The organism is Neisseria sp. P0020.S003 (assembly GCF_051957095.1).
Taxonomy (GTDB): domain Bacteria; phylum Pseudomonadota; class Gammaproteobacteria; order Burkholderiales; family Neisseriaceae; genus Neisseria; species Neisseria subflava.
This window is the reverse complement of sequence record NZ_JBQCWU010000017.1, coordinates 15,795-30,336: the sequence shown is the minus strand read 5'-3', so window position 1 is coordinate 30,336 and position 14,542 is coordinate 15,795. Positions and strand designations below refer to the sequence as shown.

Annotated in this window: 18 protein-coding genes and 1 pseudogene; 7 read left to right on the top strand and 12 right to left on the bottom strand. The window is 53.3% G+C overall.

Annotated elements, in window-relative coordinates:
* Nucleotides 1–6 precede the first annotated feature (6 nt).
* The 6 genes from ACTHTQ_RS09130 to ACTHTQ_RS09105 form a co-directional block, all read right to left on the bottom strand.
* Nucleotides 7–714: a hypothetical protein gene (locus ACTHTQ_RS09130; RefSeq protein ID WP_440363722.1), complete on the bottom strand. Its 708-nt coding sequence runs from the start codon at nt 712–714 to the stop codon at nt 7–9.
* A 54-nt stretch (nt 715–768) separates the two neighbouring features.
* A complete protein-coding gene (locus tag ACTHTQ_RS09125; RefSeq protein WP_440363721.1) occupies nt 769–1,002 on the bottom strand; it encodes a methionine-binding protein in 234 nt (77 codons plus the stop codon).
* Between the two features lie 13 nt (nt 1,003–1,015).
* A complete protein-coding gene (gene ruvA / locus ACTHTQ_RS09120) occupies nt 1,016–1,600 on the bottom strand; it encodes a Holliday junction branch migration protein RuvA (RefSeq protein WP_440363720.1) in 585 nt (194 codons plus the stop codon).
* A gap of 98 nt (nt 1,601–1,698) precedes the next feature.
* Nucleotides 1,699–2,418, bottom strand: coding sequence for a septal ring lytic transglycosylase RlpA family protein (locus ACTHTQ_RS09115; protein ID WP_440363719.1), 720 nt, complete (start codon nt 2,416–2,418; stop codon nt 1,699–1,701).
* Between the two features lie 48 nt (nt 2,419–2,466).
* Nucleotides 2,467–2,931 (bottom strand): tRNA (uridine(34)/cytosine(34)/5-carboxymethylaminomethyluridine(34)-2'-O)-methyltransferase TrmL, encoded by a 465-nt coding sequence (gene trmL, locus ACTHTQ_RS09110; RefSeq protein WP_036492475.1) that lies wholly within the window; start codon nt 2,929–2,931, stop codon nt 2,467–2,469.
* Nucleotides 2,932–2,995: 64 nt separating this feature from the next.
* A complete protein-coding gene (locus tag ACTHTQ_RS09105) occupies nt 2,996–3,712 on the bottom strand; it encodes a ComF family protein (RefSeq protein ID WP_440363718.1) in 717 nt (238 codons plus the stop codon).
* Here ACTHTQ_RS09105 and bioH point away from each other — a divergent pair.
* Both bioH and ACTHTQ_RS09095 read left to right on the top strand, forming a co-directional pair.
* Nucleotides 3,711–4,457: a pimeloyl-ACP methyl ester esterase BioH gene (gene bioH / locus ACTHTQ_RS09100; protein WP_440363717.1), complete on the top strand. Its 747-nt coding sequence runs from the start codon at nt 3,711–3,713 to the stop codon at nt 4,455–4,457. The genes ACTHTQ_RS09105 and bioH overlap by 2 nt on opposite strands.
* 60 nt (nt 4,458–4,517) lie before the next feature.
* Complete coding sequence (locus ACTHTQ_RS09095; protein WP_314513172.1) at nt 4,518–5,324, top strand: methyltransferase; 807 nt, start codon at nt 4,518–4,520, stop codon at nt 5,322–5,324.
* Nucleotides 5,325–5,390: 66 nt separating this feature from the next.
* On the opposite strand, the gene ACTHTQ_RS09090 is transcribed toward ACTHTQ_RS09095, so the two are convergent.
* The 3 genes and pseudogenes from ACTHTQ_RS09090 to ACTHTQ_RS09080 form a co-directional block, all read right to left on the bottom strand.
* Complete coding sequence (locus tag ACTHTQ_RS09090) at nt 5,391–5,639, bottom strand: BolA family protein (RefSeq protein WP_003686612.1); 249 nt, start codon at nt 5,637–5,639, stop codon at nt 5,391–5,393.
* A gap of 125 nt (nt 5,640–5,764) precedes the next feature.
* A complete protein-coding gene (locus ACTHTQ_RS09085) occupies nt 5,765–6,094 on the bottom strand; it encodes an FKBP-type peptidyl-prolyl cis-trans isomerase (protein ID WP_094192864.1) in 330 nt (109 codons plus the stop codon).
* A gap of 139 nt (nt 6,095–6,233) precedes the next feature.
* Nucleotides 6,234–6,899 (bottom strand): annotated as a pseudogene (locus tag ACTHTQ_RS09080) (cytochrome-c peroxidase); the annotation flags it as partial.
* 584 nt (nt 6,900–7,483) lie between these two features.
* Between ACTHTQ_RS09080 and efeU the strand changes: the two are divergent.
* From efeU to efeB, 3 genes are all read left to right on the top strand, one after another.
* Nucleotides 7,484–8,308 carry an iron uptake transporter permease EfeU gene (efeU, locus tag ACTHTQ_RS09075; protein ID WP_063068631.1) on the top strand — a complete coding sequence of 275 codons (825 nt, stop codon included), beginning with the start codon at nt 7,484–7,486 and terminating at the stop codon, nt 8,306–8,308.
* 12 nt (nt 8,309–8,320) lie between these two features.
* Complete coding sequence (gene efeO / locus ACTHTQ_RS09070) at nt 8,321–9,487, top strand: iron uptake system protein EfeO (RefSeq protein WP_049335642.1); 1,167 nt, start codon at nt 8,321–8,323, stop codon at nt 9,485–9,487.
* A gap of 133 nt (nt 9,488–9,620) precedes the next feature.
* Complete coding sequence (efeB, locus tag ACTHTQ_RS09065) at nt 9,621–10,886, top strand: iron uptake transporter deferrochelatase/peroxidase subunit (protein ID WP_440363716.1); 1,266 nt, start codon at nt 9,621–9,623, stop codon at nt 10,884–10,886.
* A gap of 78 nt (nt 10,887–10,964) precedes the next feature.
* Here the strand turns inward: efeB and ACTHTQ_RS09060 are convergent, their stop codons facing one another.
* The 3 genes from ACTHTQ_RS09060 to ACTHTQ_RS09050 form a co-directional block, all read right to left on the bottom strand.
* Nucleotides 10,965–11,432 carry a CinA family protein gene (locus tag ACTHTQ_RS09060; protein WP_440363715.1) on the bottom strand — a complete coding sequence of 156 codons (468 nt, stop codon included), beginning with the start codon at nt 11,430–11,432 and terminating at the stop codon, nt 10,965–10,967.
* Between the two features lie 75 nt (nt 11,433–11,507).
* Entirely contained in the window at nt 11,508–12,353 is an 846-nt protein-coding gene (locus tag ACTHTQ_RS09055) for a mechanosensitive ion channel family protein (protein ID WP_440363714.1), read from the bottom strand.
* A 111-nt stretch (nt 12,354–12,464) separates the two neighbouring features.
* Nucleotides 12,465–13,466, bottom strand: coding sequence for a thiamine ABC transporter substrate-binding protein (locus ACTHTQ_RS09050; protein WP_440363713.1), 1,002 nt, complete (start codon nt 13,464–13,466; stop codon nt 12,465–12,467).
* Nucleotides 13,467–13,530: 64 nt separating this feature from the next.
* Here ACTHTQ_RS09050 and ACTHTQ_RS09045 point away from each other — a divergent pair, with 64 nt between their 5' ends.
* Entirely contained in the window at nt 13,531–14,178 is a 648-nt protein-coding gene (locus ACTHTQ_RS09045; protein WP_440363712.1) for a pyrimidine 5'-nucleotidase, read from the top strand.
* 61 nt (nt 14,179–14,239) lie between these two features.
* Nucleotides 14,240–14,524: a hypothetical protein gene (locus ACTHTQ_RS09040; RefSeq protein ID WP_440363711.1), complete on the top strand. Its 285-nt coding sequence runs from the start codon at nt 14,240–14,242 to the stop codon at nt 14,522–14,524.
* Nucleotides 14,525–14,542 lie beyond the last annotated feature (18 nt).

The following is a 14,542-nucleotide window of genomic DNA, read 5'->3' as shown; positions in this document are numbered from 1 at the left end:
AAATATTTATTTTTTCTTTTTAAATGCTATTTCGGTCAAACCCAATTCCTGTGCTTTTTTGCGGACTGCGGATTCGGGCATTTCGCGTGCCAGGCGGCTGGTGCAGTATTCGGTCATGGTGGTGGCGCAGGCTTTGAAGTTGCCGGTAAAGTCGCTGGCGGCACTCAAAAACGGGATGAGGCGGCCGGCCATGATTTCTTCGGCCGGTGCGTCTGTTTGGGCGGATACGCGTCCGGACTCGACCGCCGAGAAGATTTGTTCGGTAAAGCGTCGGGCGAAATTTGCTTCTGTTTGGCAGTCTTGGAATGCGGTGTTTTCATGTTGGCAGACGAGGGTAACTTCGCCTTCTGCTTCTTGCAGCGGTTCGGCCAAATCGAGTTTGAGGGTTTGCTTGTCGGTTTGCAGCCAGGCGGTGCGGCCTTGGGTTTTGATGATTTTGCCGTAAACGCCGATGGCATCGTTTTGGGGGATGTTTTTCTGTTCGGCAAGTTGTTGGGCCGAGAATAAGGGGGCTTGTTCGGCAAATGCGCCGCCGGTTTCGTGTTTGAAGTAGGCGGCGAGGTCTTGTTTGATGAGGGCTTGGGTCAGCAGTTTTTCGCCTTCGGTCAGGCGGTGTGCAAAGCCGTGTGTTTTGGGGGCGGATGCGGCATCCGTGGTCTTGGTGTCCGGTGTGCAGGCGCTCAGGAGTAAAAGCAGGGGAAGGATGTATTTCATGGCTGGTCTCTCAACAGGCCGTCTGAACCTATGGTTTCAAACGGTCAGCATTGTTTATCGATAACGATAAACCCGGCGGGGATAAACGGGATAGGCCGGATTGTTGTGAACGGGTTCGCTGTCTTGATAGATGACGGTCGTCCCGGGCGGGGCGTTGATGGTCACGGTTTTGTTGACGGTGGTTTGCGAGTGGACGGGCAGATCTAAGACGGCGGTGCGCCCGTACGGGGTCTCGGTATAAACGCACGCGCTTAGAAGCAAAGCGGCACTCAGGACGGCGGTTTTCATGTTTCAGACGGCCTTATTTGAGCAGGTTTTTCAAGGCCAGGCGCACGCCTTCGCCGACTTCCGTACCTTTGGGAATGCCTTTGGTGGCGGCTTTGGCTTCGCGTTCGTTGTATCCGAGGGCAAGCAGGGTGTTGATGATGTCTTGGCTTTCGTCGGCAACGGCAGCAGGGACAAACAGGCCGTCTGAAACGGTATGGGACACGAGTTTGCCGCGCAGTTCCAACACCATGCGTTCGGCGGTTTTCTTGCCGATGCCGGGGGCGGAAGAGAGGCGTTTGACGTCTTCTTCGGCAATAGCTTGCGCCAGCTCGTCGGCATTCATGGCCGACAAAATGCCCAATGCGGTTTTGGCACCGATGCCACTAACTTTGACCAGTTGGCGGAAGGTGGCGCGTTCCTCGGCCGAGGCGAATCCAAACAGCAAATGCGCGTCTTCGCGGACGACAAGCTGGGTGTAAAGATGGACGGTTTCGCCAACGGGAGGCAGGTTGTAGAAAGTCTGCATGGAAACGTCGGCTTCATAACCGACGCCGTTGACGTCGATAACGACCTGCGGCGGATTTTTCTCAATCAATTTGCCTGTGAGCCTGCTGATCATGGTGTTCCCCTGTGATTAAAAAAGGCCGTCTGAAACCTTGCAATCGGGTTTCAGACGGCCTTGTATTGTATCAAACTTCAGCGGTAACGCGGACGAAATCAGATGGCGGATGCCAGGTTCAGATGACGGGCGCGTTCGCCTGCTTCGGCGGCACGTTCTTGGCTGCTGAACGGACCCATTTTGACAACGTATTCGTAGTTGCGTTTTTCAAGCATGACTTTGCTGTCCGACGGCAGGCTTTGTGCGGTTTGGTTCAAATAAGCCTGTGCTTCGCGTTCGGTACCGAAGGATTTCAAATCAACAAAAAATTCTTTGTTGTTTGGGGAAATAATGGTTTGAGCAGCGGTTTGGCCGGGGATGATTTGCTCAACTTTGACGTTGGCCGTACCTTGGTTGATGAAACCTAATTGTTGGGCGGCGGCTTTGGAAACATCGATGACGCGGTTGCCGTGGAAAGGGCCTCGGTCGTTGACGCGGACGATGACGCTTTTGCCGTTTTGCATATTGGTCACGCGTGCGTAGCTGGGAATAGGGAGGGTTTTGTGGGCGGCGGAAAGGGCGTTCATATTGTAACGCTCGCCGCTGGAAGTTTTACGGCCGTGGAATTGGCTGCTGTACCATGAGGCTTTGCCGGTTTGGCTGAAAGAGGAAACTTTGGTCAGCGGCGTGTAGCGTTTGCCGGCAACTTTATAACTGCGGTTGGCAGAAGGATGCAGTTTTTCGACTCGGACCACGCTGTCGGCGACGGCGGCATTGATGGAAAGGACGCCGATGGTGGCGGCGGCTAAGGAAAGGAGGGTTTTTTTGGTAAAAGTCAAAACGGGTTCCGTTCTTGAGTTGATAACGCAGCGGTTTCAGACGGCCTGCTATACGCCGCCGGCAAAACCGTTTTGTCGCCATGCTTCAAACAGAATAACGGCGACAGTATTGGAAAGATTCATGCTCCTGCTGCCGGGCATCATCGGCAGGCGGATTTTTTGTCCGGCAGGCAGGCTGTCGAGAATCTCGGCAGGCAGGCCGCGCGTTTCGGGACCAAACAGCAACACGTCGCCTTCGCGGAAGGAAACTTCGTCGGGGCGGGTAGAGCCTTTGGTGGTCAGCGCGAAAATGCGGCGGCCTTCGAGTGCCTTGAGGCAGTCTTCGAAATTCTCATGTACCGTCAGTTTGGCAAACTCGTGATAATCCAAGCCCGCGCGTTTCATTTTGGATGAATCCAGCGGAAACCCAAGCGGCTTGACCAAGTGCAAATCGGCACCGGTATTGGCGCACAGGCGGATGATATTGCCCGTATTGGGCGGGATTTCGGGTTGGTACAAAACTATGGTAAACATATAAATCAATCACTTATAGAGTGGCATAATGCCGAAATGTTCCATGGGTGTCAAAAACTTTAAGCTATTTTTTCATTGGCGGCCGCGCCAAGCTCCAGCAAAAAATCTTACCTGCGCCTGATTTTTTCAGCGTTTTCGCCAATTCGTCCAAAGTCGAACCGGTGGTGAAGACATCGTCAATTAACAGAATATTACACGCCTTCGGCAATTCGGCTTTGATTTTAAATGCATTCTTGATATTTCGCCGACGTTCGTCGCTTTTCAGCGTACTTTGCGGCTCGCCATGCCGTCTGAAAACCGCGTGGCGCGGCAGCAGCGTCCAGCCGTAGCGTTTTGCCAAAATATCCGTCAACGCCTCGCTTTGGTTGAATCCGCGCTTGAGCCGCCGCTCTTTGCTCAAAGGCATGGGTAGGACGAAATCGAAGTGTTCCGTCGCCAGCCAGTCCGGTGCGTTTTGGCACATCAAATCCGCCAACGGACGGCTCATGCCCAAGTCGGCCAAGTGTTTCAGCTCGCGTATCATGCTGCTGACAGGCGGTTCGTAATACAGCGAGGCCCACATTCTATCAAATGCGGGCGGCTTTTTCTGGCAACTGCCGCACACCGCCCTGCCCGCGACAGGGCGGAAACACAAAGGACAGCTTTGTGCCGCGTCGATAAAATATTCCGTCAAATCGTTTGCGCAGCCTCGGCAAAGGCCGTCTGAAACGGAATCGTGGCATAATACGCAACGTCGCGCATTGAGCCGTTTCAAATTGCGCCACCAAGAAAGAACATTCATGCCACACTCCACCAAAAAAGTTTATCTGATACACGGTTGGGCAGCGAACCGCCATGTATTCGACGATTTGATACCGCGCCTGCCTGCCGGTTGGGACGTCCGCGCGCTTGATTTGCCCGGACACGGCGATGCGCCTTTTACCGAGCCGTTTGATATTGCCGCCGTTGCCGAAGCCTTCGCCGGACAAATCGACACGCCGGCACACATTCTCGGCTGGTCGCTGGGCGGACTGGTTGCCCTGTATCTGACCGCGCTTTATCCCGACAAAATCCGATCGCTCTGCCTGACGGCAAGTTTTGCCCGATTGACTGCCGACACGGATTATCCCGAAGGTTTGGCGCAACCTGCCTTGGGCAAGATGGTCGGCGCATTCCAGCAGGATTATGCCAAACATATTAAACAGTTTCTACAACTGCAACTGCTGCACACGCCGAATTCCGGCGAAATCTTAAACCGGGTGCTGCCCGATTTGGCGCGTTGCGGCACGCCTTCCGCCTTACAGGCCGCGCTTGAAGCGGTCAACCATGCCGACGCGCGTCCGCTGTTGCCGCGTATTCAAACGCCGTCATTGCTGGTGTTTGGACAGAAAGATGCCATTACGCCGCCGCGCATGGGCGAATATTTACACCGCCATTTGAGCGACAGCGAGCTGGTCCTTATCGACAAAGCCGCACACGCGCCCTTTTTAAGCCATGCCGACGAATTTGCCGAAACCTACCGCAATTTTGTCGAAAAGGCCGTCTGAAACAGACATCAACCATAAAAACAGAATATTGTCGGGCAAAGCCCGCTGACACGACCCACCATGACCGAACAAGACAAACGCTGGCAAATTCACCGCCATCTCGCCCAAGACACCGACGAGCGCCTGCAGCTGGTCCGCAATGCACCCAAACGCATCATGCTGATTGGTGCCGATGCCGACATCAGCCGCAGCCTGCTGGCCGCGCGTTATCCCGACGCCGTGTTTGAAGAATACGATCCGAATGCCGACTTTTTGAAAACCGCCGCCGCCGCGCGCAAAGGCGGTTTCTGGCAGAAGCTGACCGGCAAAACCATTCCGCAACATTGCCAAGCCCTGACCGCGCCGCTGCCTGAAGCCGCCGCCGATATGCTGTGGGCCAACCTCAGCCTCAGCCGCGCCGACGATATTTTGCCGGTATTGAAAAACTGGGCCGCTGCTTTGAAAACCGACGGATTATTGTTTTTCACGCACTTTGGCCGCGACAGCCTGACTGAGCTGACAGGCCGTCTGAACCATGAAGGCATCGAATGCGAAGCGCCCACGCTGATTGATATGCACGACTTGGGCGATATGCTCGCCGACAACGGCTTTTACGATCCGGTAACCGACACGGCCAAGCTTGAGTTGAGCTATAAAAAAGCCGGGACGTTTTGGCAGGACATGGAAACCTTGGGATTGTGGAATGCGTTGAAGTTCAGCAATCCGCAGGCGGCCAAGGAAGCTGTGGATAAGATTTTTGCCAACGAAGGCCGTCTGAACATCACGCTTGAAACCGTGTACGGCCATGCCGTGAAGAAATTGGTGTTGCCGCAAGGGGAGAACGTGGTGCAGTTTTTCCCGAAAAAACAGATGCAGGCCGGAAGCTGAGGCTGCTTGGGTTTGAATGCAAAAAGGCCGTCTGAAGTTTCAGACGGCCTTTTGCTTGATTCCGAATTAAGCCTGTTTGGCCGCCCATTCGGCCGGCGTGGCGGCAACGGAAATCGACAGCGCGTGCAATTCGTTGCTTTCGAGTTGCGGCTTGAGTCCGTCTTTAATCAGGCGGTGGCGGGCGAGGCGGGCTTTGCCTTCAAAGGAAGAGGAAACGATTACGGCGAAGAAGTGATGGCCGTCGCCTTCGACTTCGACGTGTTCGCAAGGGGTAACGCCTTCAATCAGGGTTTTGACTTGTTCGGGTAAAAGCATGAGGGTTCCTTGGGAAATGGTTTGTTTGTAAAACAGGCATTATACCGAATCTTGATAAAAACAGGCCGTCTGAAACCTGAAAAACAGGGTTTCAGACGGCCTCGGTCTTTTGAAGCGTCAAATGCTTATTCGTACACTTTCAGCAGCTCGACTTCAAAAATCAAAGTCGCGTGCGGAGGAATCACGCCGCCGGCACCGTGTGCGCCGTAGCCCATTTCGGAAGGAATGGTCAGCTTGCGTTTGCCGCCTTCTTTCATGCCGCCGAAGCCTTCGTCCCAACCTTTAATCACTTGGCCGACGCCCAGAGTGATGGTCAGCGGTTGACGGCGGTCGAGGCTGGAGTCGAATTTGGTACCGTCTTCCAACCAGCCGGTGTAATGTACGGTGATTTCTTTGCCTTTGACGGCTTCTTTGCCGTGGCCTTCTTGCAAGTCTTCAATAATCAGGCTCATGATGTTCCTTTCGGATGTATGGTGAAAATCGGCTCAAGATTACCATATTGTGCGGAATCGTGAAACAAAGCCGACTATATGCCCGGCAACAAAAAGGCCGTCTGAAACGGATTTTCAGACGGCCTTTGTTTTGTGCTAAACCTTATTTGTTGTCAGGTCGGGATTTGACATCGGTGGATACAGGCAGCTCAGGCATGGTTCGGGCAGATTCAGGAACATTGCCGGAGAGGGCTTTCAAGAAGGCAACGATGTTTTCAGTTTCTTCCGGAGCCAGAGTTTTACCCAATTGGGCTTTCGCCATGATGTTGACGGCTTTATCCAATTCCCAAACGCTGCCGTTGTGGAAGTATGGATAGGTACGTTCAACGTTTCTCAAGCCGGGAACACGGAAGAAGAATTCGTCTTCGGCTTTTTTGGTTACGTCCGCACGGCCTTTGTCGTGTTTTGGATCGTCGATGTGTTTCCAGTAAGGACCATCCACCAAACCGAATTTTTGGAACATGGTACCGCCCAAGTTGACGCCGTTGTGACAAGCGATACAGCCGTTGTCCATAAATGCGCGTACGCCTTTGCGTTCTTGTTCGCTCAGGGCAGATACGTTGCCTTTCAGGTAGTCGTCCCAACGGGTCGGAGTCAGCAGGGTACGTTCAAACGCGCCCAATGCGGCGGTGATGTTTTTGAAGGAAACCGCGCCGTCTTCAGGGAATGCGGCTTTGAATTTCTCTTGGTATTCAGGGATACCGGCGATTTTTGCGGCGGCATCGGCTTCGGTCGCGTTGGCCATTTCAACACGGTTTGCGCGCGTTCCAACAGGGCTTTGTCTTCGGCAGAAACATCGGCGGAATTTTGAGGGGCCGAAACAGCGGCGGTGCTTGCGGCAGCATCGGCAGCGCTCGCGGCAGAAGCCGCTTGAGGGGTTTCGGTTGTTTGAGCCGTTTTCTCGCCGCAGGCGGTCAGCGCGGCAGAAACGGCCAAAGCCAAAGCGATTTGGTGGAATTTTAAACGTGGCATAGGAGGGTTCCTTTGTTATGCGTTTGTTATGTCATGGATTGCTGATTGCACCAGCAATATGCCAACTATAAAAGATAAGGCGGTTTTAATTTTTGTTGTAAATCAACCTTTTAAATTTGATAAATTTTGAAAATATAACTGATAGAGAATTTTATACTATGGAACTTTTTTATTATTTATTTACAATTAGTTACTGTTTTTAAGGCCGTCTGAAAAAATAAAATTCAGACGGCCTTTTAGTTTTTATTGATTACGTTCGTTATTTTCTTTTAAAAAATCTTAATAAATATAGGGTTATTAAAAAATAAAAATAATTTGCATTATTAAACATAAAGCGTTATAAATGCGTTAACAAATGAACGTTTCACTTTAGAGTTTTTTATGCTGATTGCTTTATTGATTATGCTGCGTGAGGGCATCGAAGCCGCCCTGATCGTCGGTATTGTTGCCAGTTTTTTGAAACAGTCGGGACACAGCGAGCTGATGCCGAAGGTTTGGCTGGGCGTGTTTTTGGCTTCGGTCATGTGTTTGGGTATTGGTTACGGCATTCATTCCGTTACGGGCGAGATTCCGCAAAAAGAACAGGAATTGGTGGTCGGCGTCATCGGCCTGGTGGCTGTGGCGATGTTGACGTACATGATTTTGTGGATGAAGAAGGCCGCGCGTTCGATGAAACAACATCTTCAGGATTCTGTTCAGTCGGCCTTGAACCGCGGCAGCGGCCAGGGGTGGGCCTTAGTCGGCATGGCGTTTTTGGCTGTGGCGCGCGAAGGTTTAGAGAGCGTGTTTTTCCTGCTTGCCGTGTTCCAGCAAAGCCCGACGTGGTCTATGCCGATAGGCGCGGTGTTGGGGCTGTTGGTGGCAGTTGTCATCGGTACGCTGATTTATCAGGGCGGTATGCGCCTGAACTTGGCGAAGTTTTTCCGTTGGACGGGCGCGTTTCTGATTGTGGTGGCGGCCGGTCTGCTGGCCGGTTCGTTTCGCGCGCTGCATGAGGCCGGCGTATGGAATGTGATGCAGGATATTGCTTTCGACACATCGAAATATTTGCATGAAGACAGCCCTTTAGGCGTGCTGCTCGGCGGTTTCTTCGGCTATACCGACCACCCAACCGAAGGCGAAGTCCTGATTTGGCTGCTGTATCTGGTTCCCGTCATGATTTGGTTTTTGCGCGGCAGCGCGCCGGCAAAAACGTTAACTAAATAAAAAGGAATGAAAATGAAAAAATTCAATCTAACTGCTTTGTCCGTAATGTTGGCTCTGGGTTTGACCGCGTGTCAGCCGCCTGAAGCCGAAAAAGCCGCGCCTGCCGCTTCAGGCGCATCCGCTGCCGCTAATGCCGACGGTTCGGTCAATATCGGCGTGAACGATACTGCTTGTGAACCAATGGAATTGACCGTCCCCAGCGGCCAAGTCGTGTTCAACATTAAAAACGACAGCGGCCGCAAGCTGGAATGGGAAATCTTGAAAGGCGTGATGGTGGTGGACGAGCGTGAAAACATCGCCCCGGGTTTATCCGACAAAATGACCGTTACCCTACTGCCGGGCGAATACGAAATGACTTGCGGCCTGTTGACCAATCCGCGCGGTAAGCTGATTGTTACCGACAGCGGCTTCAAAGACACTGCCAACGAAGCGGATTTGGAAAAACTGTCCCAACCGCTCGCCGACTATAAAGCTTACGTTCAAGGCGAGGTTAAAGAGCTGGTGGCGAAAACCAAAACCTTTACCGAAGCCGTTAAAGCCGGCGACATTGAAAAGGCCAAATCCCTGTTTGCCGCCACCCGCGTCCATTACGAACGTATCGAACCGATTGCCGAGCTTTTCAGCGAACTCGACCCCGTCATCGATGCGCGTGAAGACGACTTCAAAGACGGTGCGAAAGATGCCGGATTTACCGGCTTCCACCGTATCGAACACGCCCTTTGGGTAGAAAAAGACGTATCCGGCGTGAAGGAAATTGCAGCCAAACTGATGACCGATGTCGAAGCACTGCAAAAAGAAATCGACGCATTGGCATTCCCTCCGGGTAAGGTGGTCGGCGGCGCGTCCGAACTGATTGAAGAAGTGGCCGGCAGCAAAATCAGCGGCGAAGAAGACCGTTACAGCCATACCGACTTGAGCGACTTCCAAGCCAATGTGGAAGGCTCCAAAAAAATCGTTGATTTGTTCCGTCCGCTGATCGAAGCCAAAGACAAAGCGTTGTTGGAAAAAACCGATGCCAACTTCAAACAGGTTGAAGACATTTTGGCGAAATACAAAACCCCGAACGGTTTCGAGCTGTATGACAAACTGAGCGAAGAAGACCGCAAAGCCCTGCAGGCGCCGATTAATGCCTTGGCAGAAGACTTGGCCAAACTGCGCGGCATTTTGGGTTTGAAATAAGATAACGCGTTTTCAGACGGCCTTTGGATATTGAAAGGCCGTCTGAATCTTATTGTCGCCCCATAAATATGCTTGAAAACCGACCTTACTTCACACGATTGCAATCTTTCCGTTCCCTGCCAAGGAGCAGACCATGAGCCAAAACAAACAACCGGCACAACCCGAAAAACGAACCCTTTTCAAAACTGCCCTTGCCGCCGGCGCCATCGGCGTTGCCGGTTATTTTGCCGGTAAAAAACAAGGCGAAGCCGCCGCCGAAACCCAAAACAACCAACATTCCGAGCTGGCCTATCCGTGTTATGGCGAGCATCAAGCAGGCATTGTCACGCCACACCAGCTCTTCGGCATCATGTGTGCCTTTGATGTTACCGCCAAAGACGCCAAACAACTTGAAAACCTGTTCCGCGCCCTGACCGCCCGCATCGAATTCCTTACCCAAGGCGGCGAATACCAAGACGGCGACGACAAACTCCCGCCTGCGGGCAGCGGCATCCTCGGCAAACAATTCCGCCCTGACGGACTGACAGTTACCGTCGGCGTCGGCAGCAGCCTCTTCGACGACCGCTTCGGCCTCAAAGACAAAAAGCCGAAACACCTGCAGGAAATGCGCGACTTCCCCAACGACAAACTCCAAAAATCTTGGTGCGACGGCGACCTCAGCCTGCAAATTTGCGCATTCTCCCCCGAAACCTGCCAAGCAGCCCTGCGCGACATCATCAAAAACACCGCCCAGTTTGCCGTGATCCGCTGGAGCATAGACGGTTGGCTCCCTAAAGCCGAACCCGGCGCCATTGCCGCGCGGAACCTTTTAGGTTTCCGCGACGGCTCCGGCAATCCCAAAGTCGAAGATCCCAAAGTCGCCGATCAGGTTCTGTGGACAGGCGTTGCCGCCAACAGCTTGGACGAACCGGCATGGGCGAAAAACGGCAGCTATCAGGCCGTCCGCCTCATCCGCCACTTTGTCGAGTTTTGGGACCGCACCCCGATGCAGGAACAAACCGATATTTTCGGCCGGCGCAAATACAGCGGCGCGCCCATGGACGGTAAAAAAGAGGGCGACACCGCCGATTTCGCCAAAGACCCCGACGGCAAAATCACGCCCAAAGACAGCCATATGCGCCTTGCCAATCCGCGCGATCCGGAGTTCATGAAAAAACACCTGCTCTACCGCCGCGCCTTCAACTACTCGCGCGGCCTCGCCGCCAACGGCCAGCTCGATGTCGGCCTGATTTTCATCTGCTATCAGGCCAACCTCACCGACGGCTTCATCTTCGTGCAAAACCTGCTCAACGGCGAGCCTCTGGAGGAATACATCAGCCCGTTTGGCGGCGGCTATTTCTTCGTTCTGCCGGGTGTCGAAAAAGGCAGCTTCCTCGGCAAAGAGCTTTTGGGCGTATAAATCCGCCGATGGTTTGAATAGATAAAAAGGCCGTCTGAAACCTGATTTCCAGATTTCAGACGGCCTGAGTTTTTTCTATCAAACCAAATGTTCCGCCAAGAAAGCCAATGCGTATTCGACGGCTTGCGCCCTTACTGCTTCACGGTCACCTGTGAATAGCGCGGTTTGCTCAAACGAGCCTTCGGGCGTGGCCAGGCCGAACCAGACTGTGCCGACCGGTTTAGCCGCGCTGCCACCGCTAGGGCCGGCAATGCCGGAAATACTCAAGGCGTAATCTGCCTGCGCCACGGCTTTTGCGCCGCGTGCCATTTCATAGACGGTCTCGCGGCTGACTGCGCCGTGTTTCAGCAAGGTGTCGGGCATGACGCCGAGGCGCTCCTGTTTGGCTTGGTTGCTGTATGTGACGAAGCTTTGATGAAACCACTGCGAGCTGCCGGGAATGGAAGTCAGCGCACCTGCAAGCAGGCCGCCGGTGCAGGACTCGGCGCAGGTAACGGTTTGACGGCGGCTGGTCAGGTGTTCGGCGATGGTTTGCAGATGGGACATGGAGGCTCCTTATGGAAATGGTGGAATGGGGCGGGCGTTTGACCCGCCGGGTTTCAGACGGCCTGAAAGCTGAAATCAGGCTTTCGGCTGGATGAGGTGGACATCGCGTTGCGGGAACGGGATGTTGATGTTGGCAGCACGCAGGTTTTCAACTACTTGCTCGTTCAGGGCGAATCGGAACGGGCCGAGATTTTCTTCTTGCGTCCACGCCCAAAGGGTGATTTCGATGGCGCTGTCGCCAAGGTTGGTAATGTATACGACGGCAGGTCGTTCTTCGGTTTGAACACACAATGGATGCTCGGTTGCCGCTCTCAATACGGCGGCTTTGGCGGCTTTCAAGTCGCAGGCGTAGTCGACGCCGACAACGACTTGGGCGCGGCACAGGGGTAGGGAGGAGCGGTTGGTAATGCTATTGGTCATGACCACGCTGTTGGGCAGGACGACTTCTTCGTTGTCCGGCGTACTCAAAGAGGTCTGCACCATTTTGATTTCGCGGACGATGCCTTCAAAACCGTTGACGCGGATAAAGTCGCCGACTTTAAACGGGCGGAACAGGATAATCAGCGCGCCGGCGGCGAAGTTGGACAGTTGGTCTTTCAAAGACAAAGCCACGGCCAAGCCTGCGCCACCGATCAAGGCGGTCACGGAAGTGGTCGGGATGCCGAGTTTGCCCAGTGCGGCGATGATAACGAGGATCAGCAGGCCGATGTTGGCAACGTTGCCGAGGAAGCTAACCAGCGTTTTATCGACTTTGGCGCGTGTCAACGCGGCTTTCATCAGTGTCACCACGCGCGTGGCGATCCAGCGGCCGATAAAGAAGATGGCCAAGGCGGCCAGCAGGTTCATGCCGAAAGACATGCCAGTTTGGGCGAGTTGTTCCCAACCGGAGAAGGAGGAGAGGACTTGAAGATCGAAATTCATAATTGTGTGTGCGTGTGAAGTTGTTTAAAAGGTTATTGTAAAACAAGGCCGTCTGAAAAACTAATGATTTGTTTTTTCAGACGGCCTTGATGTGTTTTTAAGTTTTTCGGTTTAACGTAAAACAGTTTTGCTCCAACGGCTCACCCATTGTTTTTGTTTGGTGTTGATGTCGGCGCGATTGGGGGAATCGCTGTGTTTTGGGGTTTGGGCAAACTCGAATACTTTGGGCAGCGGCGTGTTTTTGGCAGCCGGATAGACCCACATTTCGGCAGGCAGGGCTTGTTGCACTTCGCCGCTTTGCAGCCAGCTCACCAGTTTGGCCGCCAGCTCGGGCTGTTTTGCGCCTTTCAAAACGGCCGCGCCTTCAACTTGGCGGAATGTGCCGCCTTTGAGGAAGAGGTTGCCGGTGGGCGGGGTGCTGTATTTGCCTTTGGAGTAGTGGACTTCGGCCGCCGGGCTGGTGGCATAGCTGACCACGAGGGGATAGGCGCCGCCGTTTTGGGTAAAGTCGGTGTAGTAGGCTTCGCTCCAGCCTTTGGCAACTTTCACACCGTTTTGGCGCATTTGTGCCCACCATTTGAACGCGCCTTCTTCACCCATGCCGCCGATGTTGGCCAAGAGGAAGGAGAGGCCGGGCGAGGATGTGGCGGGAGACGGGGTCACCAGAAGGTTTTTATATTCCGGTTTGGTCAAATCTTGCAGGGTTTGCGGCAGGGGCAGTTTTTTCTGTTCAAACCATTTTTTGTCGTAGTTGATGGCGACATAGGCGTAATCGACGGCCAGCGCATCGGGCAGGGAGGCGGTTACGGGTGCGGATTTGGGTTGGTTGGCGGCAAGGATGCCGGCGGCTTTGGCTTTGCCGATGTTGGCGTTGTCCAAACCGTAAACCGCATCGGCAATCGGGTTGGCCTTGCTCAAAATCAGCTTGTTGAGCATTTCGTTGCCGCTGCCTGCCTTGATGACGGACACTTTGGCATCGTTGGCTTTTTCAAATTGCGCGATGACGGTTTGGGGCAGGCTGAAGGATTTGTGCACGGCCAAACGCACTTCGGTTTGGGCGTACAGGTTTGCCGAAGCCAGCAACAGAGCCACGGCGGACAATTTCAGTTTCATTCTCTTTCCTTTGTACGGGTAAAATACGAAATATCATAACAAAATCTGCATATCAAGGCACGATATGAATCATTCTCCTGTTTGGCTGTTTGACCTCGACAATACTTTGCACAATGCCGAAGCCGGCATTTTCTACATCATCAACCGCGCCATGACCGAATACATGACAGGCCGTCTGAAACTTTCCGAAGAAGCCGCATCCCACCTGCGCCAAGATTATTGGCACCGATACGGCGCGACGCTTGCCGGTTTGCAAATCCACCATCCTGAAGTCGATATCGATGAATTTTTGCGTGAAAGTCACCCGCTTAAGCAAATTTTGGCAAAGGTGGAGGGTATGGATGGAACTGATGACGTTTTAGGCCGTCTGAAAGGGCGAAAAGCCGTATTTTCCAACGGGCCTTCGTTTTATGTCCGCGCATTGGTTGAGGAGTTGGGCTTGGAAGCGCATTTTGACGGCTTGTTTGGCACGGACGACTTCGGCCTGCTCTACAAACCCAATCCGCAGGCCTATTTCAACGTCTGCCGCCTGTTGGGCGTCAAACCCGAACAGTGCATTATGGTGGACGACAGCGCCGACAATCTGCACCAAGCCAAAGCCTTGGGCATGAAGACCGTTTGGTACGGCGAAAAAGCCCATCCGTTGCCATTTGCCGACGGCATAGCGAAAGATATGCAGGGTTTGCTTGAAGTTTGCACAAAACTGCCGTGAAGTTTTGCAAAAACAAGTACAATACACGGTATTGCCGACATTTAAAAACAAGGACAACATCATGCGTAAACTCGCTTTAATTATGACCGCCGCCGCTGTTTTGGCCGGTTGCTCTTGGGAAACCTACACCAACGAATCCGGCCGTACCGCCGTACGCCAAAAATATGCTACCGGCACACCTATCGTTTATCAGGACGGTACTTATTCTAAAAACATGAATTACAACCAATTCCGTCCTGAGCGCCGCGCCGTCCAATCCAACCAAGCGGATCATGCTGAACACGGCGAACGCGGCCAGCACTGGCAAAAACCGCAATTTGCCAACCAACAGCCAGTAACCGAATAACAATATCCCCAAGGCCGT